The sequence below is a fragment of the Pseudomonas brassicacearum genome (assembly GCF_003732265.1).
Lineage (GTDB): Bacteria > Pseudomonadota > Gammaproteobacteria > Pseudomonadales > Pseudomonadaceae > Aquipseudomonas > Aquipseudomonas brassicacearum_D.
Genome location: NZ_MOBK01000013.1, coordinates 36,644 through 50,935 on the forward strand (window position 1 = coordinate 36,644; position 14,292 = coordinate 50,935).

General features: G+C 59.1%; 11 protein-coding genes and 2 tRNA genes. 9 read left to right on the forward strand and 4 right to left on the reverse strand.

From position 1 onward, the window contains the following. Window positions 1–24: 24 nt before the first annotated feature. Complete coding sequence (locus BK660_RS26900; RefSeq protein ID WP_123435891.1) at window positions 25–1,314, forward strand: adenylosuccinate synthase; 1,290 nt, start codon at window positions 25–27, stop codon at window positions 1,312–1,314. Between the two features lie 150 nt (window positions 1,315–1,464). After that, complete coding sequence (locus BK660_RS26905) at window positions 1,465–3,399, forward strand: methyl-accepting chemotaxis protein (protein WP_123435892.1); 1,935 nt, start codon at window positions 1,465–1,467, stop codon at window positions 3,397–3,399. Between the two features lie 97 nt (window positions 3,400–3,496). On the opposite strand, the gene BK660_RS26910 is transcribed toward BK660_RS26905, so the two are convergent. The 4 genes from BK660_RS26910 to BK660_RS26925 form a co-directional block, all read right to left on the reverse strand. Continuing rightward, window positions 3,497–5,062 (reverse strand): ABC transporter permease, encoded by a 1,566-nt coding sequence (locus BK660_RS26910; RefSeq protein WP_123435893.1) that lies wholly within the window; start codon window positions 5,060–5,062, stop codon window positions 3,497–3,499. Next, window positions 5,062–6,072, reverse strand: a complete 1,011-nt coding sequence (locus BK660_RS26915) for an iron ABC transporter substrate-binding protein (protein WP_123435894.1) — start codon at window positions 6,070–6,072, stop codon at window positions 5,062–5,064. The genes BK660_RS26910 and BK660_RS26915 overlap by 1 nt, the downstream gene beginning before the upstream one ends. Before the next feature lie 334 nt (window positions 6,073–6,406). Next, window positions 6,407–6,493, reverse strand: a tRNA-Leu gene (locus tag BK660_RS26920). Window positions 6,494–6,660: 167 nt separating this feature from the next. Then, a tRNA-Leu gene (locus BK660_RS26925) sits at window positions 6,661–6,747 on the reverse strand. A 226-nt stretch (window positions 6,748–6,973) separates the two neighbouring features. Between BK660_RS26925 and rnr the strand changes: the two genes are divergently transcribed. From rnr to dnaB, 7 genes are all read left to right on the forward strand, one after another. Beyond that, window positions 6,974–9,604, forward strand: coding sequence for a ribonuclease R (gene rnr / locus BK660_RS26930; protein ID WP_123435895.1), 2,631 nt, complete (start codon window positions 6,974–6,976; stop codon window positions 9,602–9,604). Further along, the gene (gene rlmB / locus BK660_RS26935; protein ID WP_123435896.1) at window positions 9,601–10,368 is read left to right on the forward strand and encodes a 23S rRNA (guanosine(2251)-2'-O)-methyltransferase RlmB; all 768 of its coding nucleotides are present in this window, start codon (window positions 9,601–9,603) and stop codon (window positions 10,366–10,368) included. The genes rnr and rlmB overlap by 4 nt, the downstream gene beginning before the upstream one ends. Before the next feature lie 315 nt (window positions 10,369–10,683). Then, window positions 10,684–11,106 carry a 30S ribosomal protein S6 gene (gene rpsF, locus BK660_RS26945; RefSeq protein ID WP_003217491.1) on the forward strand — a complete coding sequence of 141 codons (423 nt, stop codon included), beginning with the start codon at window positions 10,684–10,686 and terminating at the stop codon, window positions 11,104–11,106. Window positions 11,107–11,134: 28 nt separating this feature from the next. Beyond that, window positions 11,135–11,365 carry a 30S ribosomal protein S18 gene (gene rpsR, locus BK660_RS26950; RefSeq protein ID WP_002551829.1) on the forward strand — a complete coding sequence of 77 codons (231 nt, stop codon included), beginning with the start codon at window positions 11,135–11,137 and terminating at the stop codon, window positions 11,363–11,365. A 36-nt stretch (window positions 11,366–11,401) separates the two neighbouring features. Then, on the forward strand, window positions 11,402–12,295 hold the full coding sequence (locus BK660_RS26955) for a YybS family protein (protein ID WP_027921974.1): 894 nt from the start codon (window positions 11,402–11,404) through the stop codon (window positions 12,293–12,295). Between the two features lie 19 nt (window positions 12,296–12,314). Then, the gene (gene rplI / locus BK660_RS26960) at window positions 12,315–12,761 is read left to right on the forward strand and encodes a 50S ribosomal protein L9 (RefSeq protein ID WP_003197251.1); all 447 of its coding nucleotides are present in this window, start codon (window positions 12,315–12,317) and stop codon (window positions 12,759–12,761) included. Window positions 12,762–12,883: 122 nt separating this feature from the next. Further along, complete coding sequence (dnaB, locus tag BK660_RS26965; RefSeq protein ID WP_007947521.1) at window positions 12,884–14,278, forward strand: replicative DNA helicase; 1,395 nt, start codon at window positions 12,884–12,886, stop codon at window positions 14,276–14,278. Window positions 14,279–14,292 lie beyond the last annotated feature (14 nt).

The following is a 14,292-nucleotide window of genomic DNA, read 5'->3' on the forward strand; positions in this document are numbered from 1 at the left end:
TTTGCGCGAATGAGGACAAGTGTTATGGGTAAGAATGTCGTAGTCCTGGGCACCCAATGGGGTGATGAGGGCAAAGGCAAGATCGTTGATCTGCTGACCGAACATGCTGCCGCCGTAGTGCGCTACCAGGGTGGCCACAACGCTGGTCACACACTGGTGATCGACGGCGAGAAAACCGTCTTGCACCTGATCCCGTCGGGCGTGTTGCGCGAAGGCGTGCAGTGCCTGATCGGTAACGGCGTGGTGGTTGCACCCGACGCCCTGCTACGCGAGATCACCAAGCTGGAAGAGAAAGGCGTACCGGTGCGCGAGCGCCTGCGTATCAGCCCGTCCTGCCCGCTGATCCTGTCCTTCCACGTGGCGCTGGACCAGGCCCGTGAAAAGGCCCGTGGCGAGCTGAAGATCGGTACCACCGGTCGCGGCATCGGCCCGGCGTACGAAGACAAGGTTGCACGTCGTGGCCTGCGCGTTGGCGACCTGCTCAACATGCCGCGCTTCGAAGACAAGCTGCGTGAACTGGTGGACTACCACAACTTCATGCTGGTGGGTTACTACAAAGAGCCTGCCATCGAATTCGAAAAAACCCTGGCCGAGTGCAAGGAATACGCTGAGCTGCTCAAGCCGTTGATGCTGGACGTGACGGCCGAGCTGCACGACCTGCGTCGCGCTGGCAAAGACATCATGTTCGAAGGCGCCCAGGGTTCGTTGCTCGACATCGACCACGGTACCTATCCGTACGTGACCAGCTCCAACACCACCGCCGGTGGCGTGGCGACCGGTTCGGGCGTTGGCCCGATGTTCCTGGATTACATCCTGGGCATCACCAAGGCTTACACCACTCGCGTAGGTTCGGGCCCATTCCCGACTGAGCTGTTTGACGAAGTGGGTGCGCACCTGGCCAAGCAAGGTCACGAGTTCGGCGCTACCACCGGCCGTGCTCGTCGTTGCGGCTGGTTCGACGCTGTTATCCTGCGTCGCGCCATCGATGTGAACAGCATCTCGGGCATCTGCCTGACCAAGCTGGACGTACTCGACGGCCTGGAAACCATCAACATCTGCGTCGGCTACAAAGATGCGCAGGGCAACGCCGTTGCTCCGACTGACGCTGACAGCTACGTAGGCCTTCAGCCTGTGTACGAAGAAGTGCCGGGCTGGACCGAATCGACCGAGGGTGCCAAAACCCTGGAAGAGCTGCCAGCTAACGCTCGTGCCTACATCAAGCGCGTTGAAGAGTTGATCGGCGCGCCGATCGACATTATTTCGACGGGCCCGGATCGCAACGAAACTATCGTTCTGCGTCATCCGTTTGCTTGATAAGTCATTGAAGTGAAACACAAAGGGTCCTTAATAGGGCCCTTTGTCGTTTATGCCTCTTGGACGGCATGACCTTTGCTGTGATGTTGAATAAAAGCATCGCTTCCAGCGCGCCATCAATTTAATGGCGCCAAAGCAGAGGGATTTTAAGTGTCGGCAGTTCTCTCATTGTTACAAAGCCGTTTGTTGCGGCCCGTGTTCGTTACCCTCGGTATCGCCCTTTTGGTGCAAGTGCTGGTGGCTGTTGCTCTGACCCGGAGCACAGTGACTGCATTGGAAGCCGATCTGGGTGTGCGCCTGGGGGCCGACAGTCAAAAACTCTCTGGCGAACTTGAGCAGGCAGGACGTGAAGTCACCTCGAGCCTCGATAACCTTTCGAGCAGCACGCGTCAGCGCCTCACGGCTGGTTTGTCCTCGCGTTTGAAGGACGAGCAGGCTCAGTTGCGTGCGACGCTGGAAAAAGACCTGAAGGACTCCGCCAATGATATGGCGCAGCTCCTGGCCTCGGTCGCACCCCGCGCGATGTGGGACAGCGACGTTCCAACCCTGTCCGAATTCGCCCGCCGGGCCCAGCGCAATCCCAACGTGTTGTTCGTGGTGTATGACGATGCAACCGGGCAGCACCTGACGCGCTACCTCAATCGCGAAAACCCGATCAACAAGGCCCTCCTTGAAAAAGGCCAGGGCGAACGCGCGCTGGACAAAGTACTGGATGCGGCGAAGAACGATCCTTCGGTCTATTACCTCGAATCCTCGATCAACCCCAATGGCGTTGAAATCGGCAAGGTAATAATGGGGGTCTCCACCGCGTCGGTGGAAACCGACCTCGCGGCCCTGGACAAGCGCTTCTCGGCGCTGATTGCCAGCAGTGATCAGCTTGTGGGCGACAGCCTCAAGGGCGCGGCCGCCGACAGTGCCGCGGCGATGGGCGCGCGTTTGCAGTCGGCGCAATCCACGGCGTCTGAAATGAAAGCCAACACCACCAGCACCGTGCAGGAAGCTGCAGCGACTTTGCGCTGGCGCATTGGCCTGGGCCTGGCGCTGGTGGGTTGCGGCGTGCTGCTGTTGCTGGCCGTGGTGCTGGGGCGTCGCGTGGTCAACCGCTTGAAGATGCTGATCAGCGCCATGGATGATCTGGCGGCAGGCGAGGGTGACCTGACCAAGCGCGTGCAGATCAACAGCAAGGACGAAATCGGCGACATGGCGTCGGCGGTCAATCGCTTTGTGGATAAGTTGCAGCCGATTGTGCGTGAAGCGGGCGATGTGGCTCAGCGTACCGGCGTGGAAATTGGTGCCATGACCCTGCGAAATGCCGGGGCGGACAAGGCCGCAGGCATGCAGCGCGATGAAGTGGCTGAGAGCCTGCGCGCGTTGTCACAAATGGCTGATGAAGCCCAGTCTGAAAGTCACGCCATGCAGGCAGCTTTGCAGCAGGTGGTCGACATTCGTTCGGCCACGGATGAAAACACCCGGACCTCGGCAAAAGTCGGCAGCTTGATCGAAGCGTTGGCCGGGCAGGTCGATACCGGGGCGAAAGTCATCGAGCGTCTGGCGCAGCAGAGTGAGCAGATCGAAGTGGTGCTGACGGTGATCCACGGGATCGCCGAGCAAACCAACCTGCTGGCCCTGAACGCGGCCATCGAAGCGGCGCGTGCGGGCGAAACCGGTCGCGGGTTTGCCGTGGTCGCTGACGAAGTGCGGGCACTGGCGAGCAAGACGCAGAGCTCGACCGGCGACATTCAGGCGCACATCGTGGCCTTGCAGCAAGGTGCGCGCGAAGCGGTGGCGGCGATTGGTCAGGCCGGCCGTCAGGCGAGTGAAGGTTTGCTGGTGCTGCGCGACAGTGCGCGGTTGCAGCAGTCGGTACAGGAATCGGTCGAGCAGGTGCATGCGGCGATTGGCCTGGCGACTCAGGCGGCAGCGCATCAGGCGCAAGGTGCGCAGGCGGTGCGGGGGCGGGTTGAAACCATTCATGCGCAGGCTGAGAAAGCGGCTCAGGCGGTGGTGGAGACCACGGCCAGCGGCAAGGTGCTGGACGGGCTGGCGGCGCAGTTGAAGGCGAGCCTGGGGCAGTTCAGGGCTTAGGATTTTCTTTGTTTGGGCGGGCCTCTTCGCGAGCAAGCCCGCTCCCACATTGGAATGCATTTCAAATGTGGGAGCGGGCTTGCTCGCGAAGGCGATCTCAACGGCTCAAATACATCCGAGTTGTGAGTAGATAAACCGGCACCCCCGACACCACTATCAACAAAGCCGCATAAGGCGCTGCCGCCGCAAACTCCACATTCGCCGTATGCGCCCACACCTCTGTCGCCAAGGTATTGAGTCCGGTCGGACTCAGCAGCAATGTCGCCGTCAGCTCCTTCATCGCATCCAGAAACACCAGCGCAAACGCCGCTCCCAGCGCCGGGAAGATAATCGGCAAGGTAATCCGGCAAAACGCGCTGAACGACGTCGCCCCGAGCGTGCGCGCCGCTTCTTCCAGTTGCGGCGCAGCCTTGTTCAAAGCCGTTCGAATCGGCGCCTGAGCCAGCGGCAAAAACAACAACGCATAAGCGATCAGCAGCAAGGCGGACGTCTGGTACAGCGCCGGCACATAGTGCAGGGCGAAATACACCAGCGTCAGCGCAATCACCAGGCCGGGCAGCGCATGCAGCAGATATGGCAAGCGCTCGGCCCAGATCGCCAATTGGCCTTTGTAACGCACCACCAGCAAGCCAACCGGCACGGCCAGCACCAGACAAAGCGCTGCGCCACCGAGGGAGAGTGCCAGTGACGACAGAAGTGCTTCGCCGATTGCGGCGACCGGGAATGCTGCCGAGGAGCCGACCGCCAGCCAATACCCCAGCATCCCCAGCGGAATGCCACTGCCGATGATCGCCAACGCCAGGCAGTAAAACTGTCCGACTCCTGCCCAAGGCCCCAATCGAACCTGTTCCGCATGCCGCGCTGCACCCTGGCCGGTACGAACATGTCGGCCCTTGCCGCGAACCCGCAGCTCCAGCCACAGCAACATCAGGCACAGCGCCAGCAACACCGCCGACAGCATGGCTGCGTTGGCATTGCTGAATTCCAGTTCGAACTGCTGATAAATCGCCGTGGTAAAGGTTTGCAGGCCGATGATAGACAGCGCGCCGAACTCCACCAGCATGTGCAGTGCGATCAGCAGTGAGCCCGCCAGCAACGACGGCCAGAGCAGCGGCAACGTGATTCTGAAAAAAACGCCCCAGCGATTCTGTCCAAGTGTCCGGGCAGATTCTTCGAGAGAGGGGTCCAGATTGCGCAAGGTCGCCGCGACCGGCAGAAAGATCAGTGGGTACTTGGACAGCGTCATCACCAGAATCGCCCCGCCCAAGCCTTCAAAGTGAGCGCTCAGCGAAACCCAGGTAAAACTGCTGACAAACGCCGGAACGGCGAACGGCAAACAAAGGATGACGCCCCACAATCGCCGCCCCGGCAGATTGCTGCGTTCCAGCAGCCAGGCCAGCGACAGGCCGATCACGCCGCACGCCAGCGTCACGCCGGCCATCAGCGCCAGCGTATTGCGCAGCAGCCCAAACACATAAGGCCGCCACAGCAGATGCAGCGCCTCGGCCCAACCGGCTTGCCAGGCCTTGAGCCCGACGTACATCAGAGGCAACAGGCTGAGCACCACCAGCAACAGGACTGGCAGCAACAGCCAGATCGACGGCCGTTTACGCCGAGGCACGTACACCCCGCGTGAAGCGGGGGAGGCTGGTGAAGCGCTCATCAGTTCAAGCCAACGTCGCGTTCCAGGTCCAGGGCTTGTTCGGCGTTACCCAGGTCGGCCGGTGTGACATTGGGTGCTTGCAGTTCGCTGAATGGCTTGAGGCCGCGATCCGATTCCATGCCTTTGTGCAGCGGGTATTCGGCGGTGGTCTGGGTGATCACGCGCTGGCCTTCTTCGCTGGCCATATAGGCCAGAAATGCCTGGGCTTCTTGTGGGTGTTTGCTGGATTTCAATACGGCGGCACTGGAAACGGTGATCAGTCCGCCGACGTCGCCGCCGGTGAAGTAATGCAGTTTCGAATCCAGTTGGCCTTTCTCGCGTTGCAGGGCGAACCAGTAATAGTTGTTCACCAGTACAGTGGCAACTTCACCATTTTCCACGGCCTTCAGGGCGACCATGTTGTTGCTGTAGGTCTTGCCGAACGCGCGCAGGCCGGTCAGCCATTCTTCGGCTGCGTCCATGCCGTGCACTTTGATGATCGCGACCGCTTGTTCCTGGAAGGCGCCACTGGTGGGCACGAAGCCGACCTTGCCTTGCCATTTTGGATTGGAGAATTCCATCACCGATTTCGGCAGGTCCTTCTCCTCGATCAGCTTGGGATTGTAGGCCACCACCCGAACCCGGGCCGTGATGCCGATCCAGGTGCCGTTACCCGCAACGTAGTCCTTGGGCAAAACCGCCAGCGTGGCGTCGTCGGTCTTGGCGAGGAAACCTTGCTCGCCGAGTTTGTTCAGGGGTGGTGATTCTTCGGTGTAGATCACGTCGGCAGGGGAGCGGTCACCTTCTTCCATGACCTGGCTGGCGAGCTGATTGCTGCTGCCTTTGCGCACATTCACATGGATGCCGGTCTTGGCTTCGAAAGCCTTGGCGATGGCGTCGCCGACTTCCTTGTGTTGACCGTTGTAGAGTGTCAGGGAAACCGGGTCGGCAGCCTGGGTGAGGGGAGTGGCGAGTACCAGGCCGAGGAGGGTGAAGGTCAGGCCGCGGCGCAGGGTATTTCGAAACATCATTCGCAGGGTTCCTCACTGTCGCATTGCAAAAACTTGCAACAATGATAAACGATATTGTTTCTCAAGTGCGCCTTGCTGGGTCGGGAAGTGCCAGCTAGAGCGTCCAGTGCAAATCTCTGTGGCGAGGGAGCTTGCTCCCGCTCGGCTGCGCAGCAGTCGCAAACCAGGCAATACGGTTCAATTGGAAGTATGAAGAGGGCCGCTTTGCGCCCCAGCGGGAGCAAGCTCCCTCGCCACAAAAAAGCAGCATTGTCAGATTTCGGGATGCCAGAAACGCAAAAACCCGCTTTCGCGGGTTTCTGTGAAATTCAAGGTCGTAACCTTGAATTTGAATTGGTGCCCAGAAGAAGACTCGAACTTCCACGACCTTGCGGTCACCAGCACCTGAAGCTGGCGTGTCTACCAATTTCACCATCTGGGCATTTATCTTCAGCGTTGCCGCTGTTGATGTGGCGCACTATACGGAGAGCGTTTTGATCTGTAAACCCCTGATTTAGATTTAATAAATCAGAAGCCTGGAATGCAAAAAACCCGCTTTCGCGGGTTTTTGTTTGAGCCTTGAAATTGATCTAATCTCAAGCTCGAAATTGGTGCCCAGAAGAAGACTCGAACTTCCACGACCTTGCGGTCACCAGCACCTGAAGCTGGCGTGTCTACCAATTTCACCATCTGGGCAGTATCGGCAGCGCGTCTGCGTCGTCGATGGCGCGCACTATACGGAGCGTCTTTTTAACTGTAAACCCCCGACATCAAAAAATCCTGGAAAATTTCGCCAGTGGTCTTTAAATCAGTGTTGCGATGTCGATAAAGGGCTTTAGAAGGGCTGTCATAGCTTGAAATTTCCCGTTTCATTACGCCTATGCCAAACTAACCCGCATATAGACAAGGTGAAAACTCTCTAATGGCCGATTGGCAGTCCCTCGATCCCGAGGCCGCTCGTGAAGCGGAAAAATATGAAAACCCTATTCCTAGCCGCGAACTGATCCTTCAGCACCTTGCTGATCGAGGTTCGCCTGCTAACCGCGAGCAACTGGTCGAAGAGTTTGGTCTGACCACAGAAGACCAGATCGAAGCCCTGCGTCGCCGCCTGCGCGCCATGGAGCGCGACGCTCAACTCATCTATACCCGTCGCGGCACTTATGCGCCGGTGGACAAGCTCGACCTGATCCTGGGCCGCATCAGCGGTCACCGTGACGGCTTCGGCTTCCTGGTCCCGGATGACGGCAGTGACGACCTGTTCATGAGCCCGGCGCAAATGCGCCTGGTTTTTGATGGTGACCGTGCTCTGGCCCGCGTTTCCGGCCTCGACCGTCGCGGTCGCCGTGAAGGCATGATCGTCGAAGTGGTGTCCCGTGCTCACGAAACCATCGTCGGTCGTTACTTCGAAGAAGGCGGCATCGGCTTTGTCGTTGCGGACAACCCGAAGATCCAGCAAGAAGTGCTGGTCACGCCGGGCCGCAACGCCAACGCCCAGATCGGCCAATTCGTTGAAGTGAAGATCACTCACTGGCCGACACCACGCTTCCAGCCGCAAGGCGACGTGGTTGAAGTCGTGGGTAACTACATGGCGCCGGGCATGGAAATCGATGTCGCCCTGCGCGCGTACGATATCCCGCACGTATGGCCTGAGGCGGTGTTGAAAGAAGCCGCCAAGCTCAAGCCTGAAGTCGAAGAGAAAGACAAAGAGAAGCGCATCGACCTGCGCCATCTGCCGTTCGTGACCATCGACGGTGAAGATGCGCGCGACTTCGATGACGCGGTTTACTGCGAATCCAAGCCAGGCAAGCTGCGCCTGTTCTCCGGTGGCTGGAAGTTGTACGTGGCGATTGCCGACGTCTCCAGCTACGTGAAGATCGGTTCGGCGCTGGACAACGAATCCCAGGTTCGCGGCAACTCGGTGTACTTCCCCGAGCGCGTTGTGCCGATGCTGCCTGAGCAATTGTCCAACGGCCTGTGCTCGCTGAATCCGCACGTCGATCGTTTGGCCATGGTTTGCGAGATGACCATCTCCAAATCCGGCGAGATGACCGACTACTGCTTCTACGAAGCGGTGATCCACTCCCACGCTCGTCTGACTTACAACAAAGTCAGCGCGATGCTGGAAACGCCGAAACTCACCGAAGCACGTCAGCTTCGCGGCGAGTACACCGACGTTCTGCCACACCTCAAGCAGCTTTACGCGCTGTACAAAGTGCTGCTGGGCGCTCGTCACGTGCGTGGCGCGATCGATTTCGAAACCCAGGAAACCCGGATCATCTTCGGCACCGAGCGCAAGATTGCCGAAATCCGTCCGACCGTTCGTAACGACGCGCACAAATTGATCGAGGAATGCATGCTGGCGGCCAACGTGGCCACTGCTGAATTCCTGAAGAAACACGAAATTCCTGCGCTGTATCGCGTGCACAACGGTCCGCCACCGGAGCGTCTGGAAAAACTGCGCGCCTTCCTTGGCGAACTCGGCCTGTCCCTGCACAAAGGCAAGGACGGCCCGTCGCCGAAGGATTACCAGGCATTGCTGGCAAGCATCAAGGACCGTCCGGATTTCCACCTGATCCAGACCGTCATGCTGCGTTCGTTGAGTCAGGCGGTGTACAGCGCTGATAACCAGGGCCACTTCGGCCTGAATTACGAAGCCTATACCCACTTCACCTCGCCGATTCGCCGCTACCCGGACTTGCTCACGCACCGGGCGATCCGCAGCGTGATCCATTCCAAGCAGGACACCCCGCACGTTCGTCGTGCTGGCGCGATGACCATTCCGAAAGCGCGGATCTATCCGTACGACGAAGCGGCGCTGGAGCAACTCGGCGAGCAGTGCTCGATGAGCGAGCGCCGTGCCGATGAGGCGACTCGCGATGTCGTGAACTGGCTCAAGTGCGAGTTCATGAAAGACCGCGTGGGCGAATCGTTCCCGGGTGTGATCACCGCCGTGACCGGTTTTGGCCTGTTCGTCGAACTGACCGATATCTACGTCGAAGGCCTGGTGCACGTCACCGCGCTGCCGGGCGATTACTACCATTTCGACCCGGTTCACCACCGTTTGGCGGGTGAACGTACCGGTCGCAGCTTCCGTCTGGGCGACACCGTTGAAGTGCGCGTCATGCGCGTTGACCTCGACGAGCGCAAGATCGACTTCGAGATGGCTGAAAAAACCATCAGCGCGCCAATTGGCCGCAAGAAGCGTGGAACCGAAACAACCGCTCCAGCGGCTAAAACCGCCGCAGAACCGGCCCCGGCGAAAACCGGTCGTCGTCCTGCCAAGGAAAAGGCTGTTGAAGCCTATCGCCCAAGCGATGCCGCGGCGAAAAACGCCGAGCTGCGTAAAAGCCGTGAAATGAAACAGGCGTTGCTGTCTGAAGCGAAAAGCGGCGGTAAAGCGGCGTCTGGGGGAAAGACCGGACGGTCGGCGCCTGACAAGGCCCCCGGCGAAAAGCCAGCAAAACCGAGCAAACACCGTAAAGGCCCGCCAAAAGCGGGTGGTGCTCCGGCCGGAAGAAGCGGCGGGGCGCGTAAACCTAAGGCTAAACCATGAGTCAGTTGGAAAAGATCTACGGCGTGCATGCGGTAGAAGCATTGCTGCGTCACCACCCGAAACGCGTCAAGCAGATCTGGTTGGCTGAAGGCCGCAGCGAGCCGCGTGTACAGTCGCTGATCGCGCTAGCGAATGAAAATCGCGTGCCCGTCGGCAACGCCGAGCGTCGTGAACTCGACGCTTGGGTTGATGGCGTGCACCAGGGCGTGGTGGCGGACGTTAGTCCGAGCCAGGTCTGGGGTGAGGCGATGCTCGACGAGTTGCTCGATCGCAGCGAAGGCGCACCGCTGTTGCTGGTGCTCGACGGCGTGACCGATCCGCACAACCTCGGCGCCTGCCTGCGTTCGGCCGATGCGGCCGGTGCGCTGGCGGTGATCGTTCCGAAGGACAAGTCAGCGACGCTGACCCCGACTGTGCGTAAAGTGGCCTGTGGCGCGGCGGAAGTGATTCCGTTGGTCGCCGTGACCAACCTGGCGCGCACCCTTGAAAAGCTCAAGCAGCGCGGCTTGTGGGTTGTCGGCACGGCGGGTGAAGCTGAACAGAGCCTGTATCAGCAAGACATGACCGGCCCGACCATCCTGATCATGGGCGCAGAAGGCAGCGGCATGCGTCGCCTGACCCGCGATCTTTGTGATTACCTGGTGCATTTGCCGATGACTGGCAGCGTCAGCAGTCTCAACGTGTCCGTGGCAACTGGCGTGTGCCTGTTCGAAGCCCAGCGTCAGCGCAGCGTCAAGGCTGCGGCGGGCGGCAAGAAGTCTTAAGCCGGTTGTAATCCCTGTGGGAGCGAGCCTGCTCGCGAAAGCGGAGTAACATTCAGCATCAATGTTGAATGTTATGCCCCCTTCGCGAGCAGGCTCGCTCCCACAGTGGTTTGTGGTGGGGCGAAGATTGGTGGCGTGAACGAACTGTTCAAATAATCACCAATTGCCTTGCACCTCTCCTGTCCCTTCTCTACAATTGCGCCCCTTGCTGTGACGGCAGGCACGCATGTGTCTATCGCAAGCAAGTCCATAAGTGTCATTCACTCCTTGTCTGACCGCTTTTGAGCGGCAGGCTACAACCCGTAAGGAGCATTCATGCGTCATTACGAAATCATCTTTTTGGTCCACCCGGATCAAAGCGAGCAAGTCGGCGGCATGGTAGAGCGTTACACCAAGCTGATCGAAGAAGACGGCGGCAAAATCCACCGTCTGGAAGATTGGGGCCGTCGTCAACTGGCCTACGCAATCAACAATGTTCACAAGGCTCACTACGTGATGCTGAACGTTGAGTGCACTGGCAAGGCCCTGGCCGAGCTGGAAGACAACTTCCGCTACAACGATGCAGTGATCCGTAACCTGGTCATCCGTCGCGAAGAAGCCGTTACCGGCCAATCCGAGATGCTCAAGGCTGAAGAAAACCGCAGTGAGCGCCGTGAGCGTCGCGACCGTCCTGAGCACGAAGGCGCTGAAAGCGCTGATAGTGATGACAGCGACAACAGCGATAACGCTGACGAGTAATCCACGGACCTTTTAAGGAGCCTATCAAATGGCACGTTTCTTCCGTCGTCGTAAATTCTGCCGCTTCACCGCTGAAGACGTGAAAGAGATCGATTACAAAGATCTCAACACTCTGAAAGCTTATGTATCCGAGACCGGCAAAATCGTTCCAAGCCGCATCACCGGTACCAAAGCACGTTATCAGCGTCAGCTGGCCACCGCTATCAAGCGCGCCCGCTTCCTGGCCCTGCTGGCCTACACCGACAGCCACGGCCGCTGAGACCGGGCAGTCGACACGTAGCAAAGGATTGAATGCATGCGCGCCATAGCTGAGTTCATCATGCGCGGCCGCATGCAGGCCACTCTCGTAGTGGCTGGATGCGTAACATTGCCGTTGTTGTATTGGTTGGGTGCTGCCGCGGGATGCCTTGTGCTTCTGCGGCGCGGATTGAAGGACGCCCTTGGCGTTCTTGCCCTGGGAATGCTACCGGCGTTGATCTGGTGGCTTTACTCGGATGACCCTCGGGCACTTCTGGTGCTGTTGGGTTCTTCGAGCCTTGCGTTGGTTTTGCGCGCAAGCGAATCCTGGGACCGCGTGCTGCTGGTCAGCATAGCGATGGGAGTGGTGTTTTCAGTGGTGCTGGGGGCGACGTTTGGTCCCCAAATCGAGATGCTGGCGCAGGCTTTGATAAAAGTCATGCCGTCGCTACTCGGTGATGTCTACGAGAAGTTGTCGGTAGACGAGCAAGCGCATTTTGCGTCCCTGATTGCACCGGTCCTGACCGGCCTGATTGCGGCCTTGTTGCAAATCGTCAGTGTGCTGAGCCTGCTTGTCGGGCGCTACTGGCAGGCGTTGTTGTACAACCCGGGTGGTTTTGGTCGCGAGTTTCGCGCCATCCGATTCCCGTTTTTGCCGGCGATGTTGCTGCTGGCGTGCATGCTTCTGGGGCCGAACATCGGTCCGCAGATGGCCATGTTAACGCCGTTGTGCAGCGTACCGCTGGTGTTCGCCGGGCTGGCCCTGATTCACGGGCTGGTGGCGCAAAAGCGACTGGCCAGGTTCTGGCTGGTGGGGTTGTACGTCACGCTGTTGCTGTTCATGCAGCTGATCTATCCGTTGCTGGTGGTCTTGGCCATCGTCGACAGCCTGATTGATTTTCGCGGTCGTTCGGCACCGAAAGATGCCGATAACGCGAACGGTGAAGGTTAAAAGTTAAGAGGATTTTCACATGCAACTGATCCTTCTGGAAAAAGTCACCAACCTGGGCAACCTGGGTGACAAAGTGAACGTTAAGGCTGGTTACGGTCGTAACTACCTGCTGCCTTACGGCAAAGCTACCGCTGCGACCGCTGCCAACCTGGCTGCGTTCGAAGAGCGTCGCGCTGAGCTGGAAAAAGCCGCAGCAGACCGTAAAACCTCGGCTGAAAGCCGTGCCGCCCAACTGGCTGAGCTGGAAGTGACTATCACTGCCACCGCCGGTGACGAAGGCAAGCTGTTCGGTTCGATCGGCACCCACGACATCGCTGATGCACTGACCGCCTCTGGCGTTGAAGTTGCAAAAAGCGAAGTTCGTCTGCCGAACGGCACCATCCGCAACGTAGGCGAATTCGACGTAGCCGTGCACCTGCACGCTGAAGTTGAAGCCACCGTACGCGTTGTCGTGGTAGCAGCTTAAGTAGTACTTGTCGGCTGGCACCCTCGGGTGCTTGCCGGTAACATCGGGCACGATCCTGTTTACAGGTCGTGCCCTTTGTCTTTCTGCAGTTCCTGATTTTCACACACTCAATTCAAGTGGCCATGAACGATATCTCCGCACCCGAGCAATACGATCTGCAAACCGCTTCCCTGAAGGTGCCGCCGCACTCCATCGAGGCCGAACAGGCCGTGCTCGGTGGTTTGATGCTGGACAACAACGCCTGGGAACGCGTGCTTGATCAAGTGTCGGATGGCGATTTCTATCGACATGATCACCGCCTGATCTTCCGCGCGATCGCCAAGCTCGCCGACCAGAACTCCCCGATCGACGTCGTGACCCTTGCCGAGCAATTGGACAAGGAAGGTCAGACCTCGCAAGTCGGCGGTCTCGGTTACCTTGGTGAGCTGGCGAAAAACACGCCGTCCGTCGCCAACATCAAGGCGTATGCACAGATCGTTCGTGCGCGGGCGACATTGCGCCAACTGATCGGTATTGCTACCGAGATTGCCGACAGCGCTTTCAACCCGGAAGGCCGTACGGCAGAAGAGATTCTCGACGAAGCCGAACGGCAGATCTTCCAGATCGCTGAGGCCCGGCCAAAAACCGGCGGCCCGGTGAGCGTGAATGACCTGCTGACCAAGGCCATCGACCGCATCGACACCCTGTTCAACACCGACAACGCCATCACCGGCCTGTCCACCGGCTACACCGACCTCGACGAGAAGACCAGCGGCCTGCAGCCGTCCGACCTGATCATCGTCGCCGGCCGTCCGTCCATGGGTAAAACCACCTTTGCGATGAACCTGGTGGAAAACGCCGTGTTACGCAGCGACAAGTGTGTCCTGGTTTACTCGCTGGAAATGCCAGGTGAATCGCTGATCATGCGTATGTTGTCGTCCCTGGGCCGTATCGACCAGACCAAGGTCCGTGCCGGTCGCCTCGACGACGACGATTGGCCGCGCCTGACTTCGGCGGTCAACCTGCTCAATGACCGCAAGCTGTTCATCGACGATACGGCCGGTATCAGCCCGTCGGAGATGCGCGCGCGGACCCGTCGATTGGTGCGTGAACACGGTGACGTTGCCCTGATCATGATCGACTACCTGCAATTGATGCAGATTCCAGGCTCCGGCGGTGACAACCGGACCAACGAGATTTCCGAGATCTCCCGTTCCTTGAAAGCCCTGGCCAAGGAATTCAACTGCCCGGTGGTGGCGCTGTCCCAGCTCAACCGCTCCCTGGAGCAACGACCGAACAAACGCCCGATCAACTCCGACCTCCGGGAATCCGGAGCGATCGAGCAGGATGCTGACGTCATCATGTTCGTGTACCGGGATGAGGTTTATCACCCGGAAACCGAGCACAAGGGCATCGCCGAAATCATCATCGGCAAGCAGCGGAACGGTCCAATCGGTACGTCGCGACTGGCGTTCATCGGTAAATACACCCGTTTCGAAAACCTGGCGCCGGGCAGCTATAACTTCGACGACGAATAAAAACCTGTGGGAGC

Bases quoted from the DNA above. Each gene is read 5' to 3' on its own strand.
- BK660_RS26900 (WP_123435891.1), top strand. From the start codon at position 25: ATGGGTAAGAATGTCGTAGTCCTGGGCACCCAATGGGGTGATGAGGGC.
- BK660_RS26910 (WP_123435893.1), bottom strand. From the start codon at position 5,062: ATGAGCGCTTCACCAGCCTCCCCCGCTTCACGCGGGGTGTACGTGCCT.
- BK660_RS26915 (WP_123435894.1), bottom strand. From the start codon at position 6,072: ATGATGTTTCGAAATACCCTGCGCCGCGGCCTGACCTTCACCCTCCTC.
- rnr (WP_123435895.1), top strand. From the start codon at position 6,974: ATGGCCGATTGGCAGTCCCTCGATCCCGAGGCCGCTCGTGAAGCGGAA.
- rlmB (WP_123435896.1), top strand. From the start codon at position 9,601: ATGAGTCAGTTGGAAAAGATCTACGGCGTGCATGCGGTAGAAGCATTG.
- rpsF (WP_003217491.1), top strand. From the start codon at position 10,684: ATGCGTCATTACGAAATCATCTTTTTGGTCCACCCGGATCAAAGCGAG.
- rpsR (WP_002551829.1), top strand. From the start codon at position 11,135: ATGGCACGTTTCTTCCGTCGTCGTAAATTCTGCCGCTTCACCGCTGAA.
- BK660_RS26955 (WP_027921974.1), top strand. From the start codon at position 11,402: ATGCGCGCCATAGCTGAGTTCATCATGCGCGGCCGCATGCAGGCCACT.
- rplI (WP_003197251.1), top strand. From the start codon at position 12,315: ATGCAACTGATCCTTCTGGAAAAAGTCACCAACCTGGGCAACCTGGGT.
- dnaB (WP_007947521.1), top strand. From the start codon at position 12,884: ATGAACGATATCTCCGCACCCGAGCAATACGATCTGCAAACCGCTTCC.